We start from the raw sequence: 4,834 nt of genomic DNA, 5'->3' as shown, positions 1-4,834 counted from the left end.
CGGACAGGGTCGGCGTCGCCCTCTTCAGGGTTCCCGCCGCGTACATCGCGGGAGAGGAATCCGCGCTGCTGGAGGCGATCGAAGGCAACTTGCCGGTCCCCCGCCGCAAGCCTCCGGTCCCCACCTCGCACGGGCTGTTCGGGCGGCCGACCGTGGTGAACAACCTGGAGACCGTGCTCCAGGCCGCGCTCGCGTTGGAGGTGGGGGCCGACGCGTACCGGGCCGCGGGCACCGCAGATTCGCCCGGCACCATGGTCTTCTCGCTGGAGGGAAGCGTGGAGCGGCCGGGCCTGTACGAGCTGCCGCTGGGAACGCCCCTCGCCGAGCTGATCGGCATCCACGGCGGCGGGGTGCGCGGCGGGGAGCTGAAGATGGTCTTCCCGGGCGGATGGGCGTCGGCGCCCGTGCCGGCGGCCGCGGTGGACGGGCTGGCGCTCGACTTCGACACGCTGCGCGACGCGGGCACCGACCTGGGCTCGGGCCAGGTGCTGGTGATCTCGGACGAGGTGGCGGCGCCCTCGCTGGCGCGCGACCTGGCGGCGTTCTTCCACGAGGCGTCGTGCGGCAAGTGCCGCCCGTGCAAGGACGGGACGAAGCGCACGCTGACCATGCTGGAGCGGCTGGACGAGCTGGACCGCAAGTCGCTCGACTGGATCGGACGCACCATGCCACAGCCCAAGCGCCGCTACACGCTGCGCATCCTGGGCCAGGCCGATGCGACCACGCCCAGCGGCGTCAGCTACACCGACATGACCAGCGGCCTGGCGAAGATCGAGGAGCTCTGCGAGTTCTACAAGCACCGCGGCGACTGCGCCCACAGCACCGAGGCCGCCACGGTCATCCAGCGCCTCGTGCAGCTCTTCCGGCCCGAGTTCGAGGCGCTGGCGCCGAAGCCGGCTGTCGCAGTCGCCGAAGCCGCGCCCGCCCTGGGCGTCTGACCGAAATGAGCATCGACCTGGCCGCTCCGCCCGCCCGCGAGCCGTTCGCAGCCGCGGGGGCGATCAAAGCCCCCGGCGCGGCATGGGGCGGCGCCACATCTAGCATCCCGCCCGTCGCACCCGCGGCGGCGCCTCCGCTGGAAGCCGGTGTGCGGGGGCTGGAGATCACCGAGACGGCCAGGGAGCAGATCCTCGCCTTCCTCGCGGAGACGGAGGGCGGGCTCGCCCTGCGGCTACGGGCGCAGAAGCGCGGCATCTTCGGCCCCGAATACGAGATGTGCCTGGTGGGGATGGAGGAGAAGCTGGCCTGCGAGTCGGTGCGCGACGGAGGCGGATTTCCCGTGCTGGTGGATGCGGAAAGCGAGGCGCTGCTCGCGGGCACGCGGCTGGACTTCGCCCACATGGACCAGGGAAGCGGGTTCAAGTTCCACGCTCCGCCCACGCCCGAGTGGGACGGCGAGCCCCTGGTGGGCCCTCTTCCCGAACGGGTCCGCAGGGTGATCGACATGCGGATCAACCCCGGCGTGGCGTCGCACAAGGGCTACGTCTCGCTGGTGGAGGTCCGCGAGCGCGTGGCGTTCGTGCGCATGGGCGGGGGATGCCAGGGCTGCGGCTTGGCCGGCATGACCATGGCGCAGGGCGTCCGCGAGATCCTGATGAAGATGGTGCCCGACCTCGCGGACGTGGAGGACGTCACAGACCACGCCGCGGGCACGACTCCCTTCGTGCTGTAGCGACGGATTCGACGCGGCTTCGTCGGCCGATGCACCGGGTCCCGAGCTGGCGCTCGACGATCGGAGCGATTGGGCATCGCGTGGGATCGTCGGTCTCCGACGTGACGAAGCAATCGGCGTGGATGCGCAGGCGCGCTCGCTTCCCGCCGGCGTTCGGCACGCACCTCTGCGCCCCCATTCTCCACCGTCGCGAGAGCCCCACCGGCGGCGGCGCGCGTACGCATCCCTCCACCGCGGGTGAACCGATGCTCGACGGCCTCGTGCTCGACCTGCGCCACGCGGTCCGCAGCTACGCGAAGCGCCCCGGCTTCACCGCGGCGGCGGTGGGGATGCTCGCGCTGGGGATCGGCGCGAACACCGCCATCTTCAGCGTCGCGTACGCCCTGGTCTTCAAGCCGCTCAGCTACCCGGAGCCCGAGCGGCTGGTGAGCCTGTGGCCGGAGACGGCGGTGGACAAGATGATGGCCGCGGCCACGGCCGAGCGGGCTCGCTCGTTCGAGGCGACGAGTGCCTACGGGGCCAAGGACTTCACGCTGGCGGGAGATGGCGATCCCGTGGTGGTCGCGGGCGCCCAGGTGGGGCCGCGGCACTTCGACGTGCTGGGCGCCCGCGCGCTCCTCGGGCGCACCTTCCGGCCCGGTGAGGATGCGCCGGGTCAGAGCCACGTGGTGGTCCTCGGCTACCCGCTGTGGCGGGAGCGCTTCGCGGCCGACCCCGGAATCGTCGGGCGCCGCATCGGCATCGAGGGCGAGCAGTACACGGTGGTAGGGGTGATGCCGCAGGGCTTCCAGCCGCTGCAGCCGGGGTGGAAGATGTGGACCCCCCTGCCGGTGAACCGCGGCGATACGAACGACTACCTGAACTCCTTCTACCTGCAGATGGTCGGGCGGCTGCGGCCGGGGGTCAGCCCCGCGCGCGCGCAGGCGGAGCTGGCCGGGCTCGCGCGGGAGCTGCGCAAGGAGTACCCGAACCTCATCACGCCCGAGAAGTCCGACGGCGTGCTGGCCGCGCCGCTGCACGAGCAGCTGGTGGGGCGCGCCCGGCCCACGCTGGTGGTGCTGCTCGCGGCCGTGGGCGTGGTGCTGCTCATCGCGTGCGGAAACGTGGCTAACCTGCTGCTGGCGCGCGCCTCCGAGCGGCGGCGCGAGGTGGCGGTGCGCACCGCGCTGGGAGCCGCGCCAGGCCGACTCGTCCGGCAGATCCTGACGGAGAGCCTGCTGCTGGGCGCGGCGGGCGGGGCGCTGGGCCTCGCCCTCGCCTTCCTCGCGGTCCGGGCGATCCCGTCGCTGCTGCCGGAAGACACGCAGCGCGCGTCCGAGATCGCCGTCAACGGTCCCGTGCTGGCCTTCAGCTTCCTCGTCTCCCTCGTCTCGGCCGTGCTCTTCGGCATGGTCCCCGCCCGCCGCGCCGCCACGGCCGACCCGCAGACGGCGCTCAGCGAAGAGACGCAGCGCGGCTCGCTGGGCCGCGGCGGGCGCCGCTCGGGGCAGGTGCTGGTCGTCACGCAAGTCGCCGCGGCCACGGTGCTCCTCATCGCCGCCGGGCTGCTGCTGAAGAGCCTGGCGCGCCTCCAGTCGGTCCCCCCCGGCTTCGACGTAGACGGGGTGCTGACCATGCGGCTGGACCTGGTGGACGCGCGCTACCCCACGCCGGCGGCCAAGGTCGACTACTACCGGCGCGTGCTGGAGCGGATGGCCGCGCTGCCCGGCGTGACCGGCGCGGGCGCCATCCAGCTGCTGCCGCTCACGTCGCAGAACTGGCACTTCCCATACGTGGCCCAGGACCACCCCATCGCGCCCGGCAGCCCGGAGGGCACGGTGCTTCCGGACGCCGACTTCCGCATCGTCACGCCCGGCTACTTCCGCGCCATGCGCATCCGGCTGCTGCAGGGCCGGCCGCTCGCCGCCACCGACGCGGCCGAGTCGGCGCCGGTGGGGCTGGTGGGGCGGACGATGGCGCGCCAGCTCTGGCCGCGCGGCGACGCGGTGGGCAAGACGATCCAGCTCTTCGGCCAGGGGGGGCCGGAGTTCACGGTGGTGGGCGTGGTCGACGACGTGCATTCCGACCGCCTGGACGCGTCGCCCCGGCCCACCATCTACCGGCCGCTCTCGCAGTGGCCGAACGGCTCCATGTTCGTGATGCTGCGCACGGCGCTTCCGCCCGCCTCCGTCGCGGCCAGCGCCAGGGCGGCCGTCCGCAGCATCGACCCCGGCGTGCCCCTGTCGCAGGTGCGGCCCATGCGCGAGGTGGTGCGCACCTCGGTGGCCGACGAGCGCTTCACCAGCATGCTCATCACCGGCTTCGCCCTGCTGGCGGCGCTGCTCGCCGTGTCCGGCGTGTACAGCGTGATCAGCTACGCGCTGGCCCGGCGGGCGCGGGAGATCGGCATCCGGCTGGCGCTGGGGGCGCAGCCGGGGGACGTGTTCCGCAGCGCCATCGGCGAGGGGGCGCTGCTGGCCGGGGCCGGCGTGGCAGTGGGCCTGCTCGGCGCAGTGGCGGTGACGCGCGTGCTGGCCAGCCGGCTCTTCGCCGTCTCGACCCTGGACGCGGCGGTGTTCCTGCTCAGCGCCTTCCTGGTGGCCGCGGCGGCCATCGCGAGCTGCTGGCTGCCGGCGTGGCGGGCGACCCGCGTCAGCCCCGCCGGCGCGTTGCAGCACGAGTGACGGCCGTGCGAGGGCTGACGGGCACTCGGGCGGCGGAGCGTATGTGCGACGCGTAGTCTCCGTCCGAGGGACGGCTGCGAGGTTGTGTGAAGGGGGAGGCGCCGTTATCTTACGAGCTTGCCCAAATTGATCCACGAGTCTTGAAAACCTCGAAGGATCGGTTTACTTCCCGACCAGCACAGACTCTTCAGGAGGGGACCGATAATGGCGTTCGATCAGGAAGCCATCATCACGAAGCACCAGATCCACCCGACCGACCGGGGATCGACCAAGGTGCAGATCGCGCTGCTCACGGCGCGCATCAACGACCTGACCGGGCACTTCCGGGCGCACAAGAAGGACCACCACTCGCGCCGCGGTCTGCTCAAGATGGTCGGCCAGCGCCGCCGGCTGCTCGACTACCTGAAGCGGAACGACCTGCAGGGCTACCGCGCGCTGATCGCGGACCTGGGTCTCCGCCACTAGGACCGGAAGCGAAGGCCGCACGGCACACACGCCG

General features: G+C 72.5%; 4 protein-coding genes. All 4 read left to right on the top strand.

What is annotated here, in order from left to right:
- Positions 1-938: NADH-ubiquinone oxidoreductase-F iron-sulfur binding region domain-containing protein (locus VFE05_01655; GenBank protein HET6228751.1), on the top strand; the 938-nt coding region annotated here is incomplete at its 5' end.
- Between the two features lie 5 nt (positions 939-943).
- Positions 944-1,672, top strand: a complete 729-nt coding sequence (locus VFE05_01650; protein ID HET6228750.1) for a NifU family protein — start codon at positions 944-946, stop codon at positions 1,670-1,672.
- 245 nt (positions 1,673-1,917) lie between these two features.
- Entirely contained in the window at positions 1,918-4,335 is a 2,418-nt protein-coding gene (locus tag VFE05_01645; GenBank protein ID HET6228749.1) for an ABC transporter permease, read from the top strand.
- Positions 4,336-4,539: 204 nt separating this feature from the next.
- A complete protein-coding gene (gene rpsO, locus VFE05_01640) occupies positions 4,540-4,800 on the top strand; it encodes a 30S ribosomal protein S15 (GenBank protein HET6228748.1) in 261 nt (86 codons plus the stop codon).
- The last annotated feature ends 34 nt before the right edge of the window (positions 4,801-4,834 follow it).

This window comes from Longimicrobiaceae bacterium (assembly GCA_035696245.1).
GTDB lineage: Bacteria > Gemmatimonadota > Gemmatimonadetes > Longimicrobiales > Longimicrobiaceae > DASRQW01.
Note: the sequence above shows the minus strand (reverse complement) of the source record. Positions and strands in the feature narration are given on the sequence as shown.

Bases quoted from the DNA above. Each gene is read 5' to 3' on its own strand.
- VFE05_01650 (HET6228750.1), top strand. From the start codon at position 944: ATGAGCATCGACCTGGCCGCTCCGCCCGCCCGCGAGCCGTTCGCAGCC.
- VFE05_01645 (HET6228749.1), top strand. From the start codon at position 1,918: ATGCTCGACGGCCTCGTGCTCGACCTGCGCCACGCGGTCCGCAGCTAC.
- rpsO (HET6228748.1), top strand. From the start codon at position 4,540: ATGGCGTTCGATCAGGAAGCCATCATCACGAAGCACCAGATCCACCCG.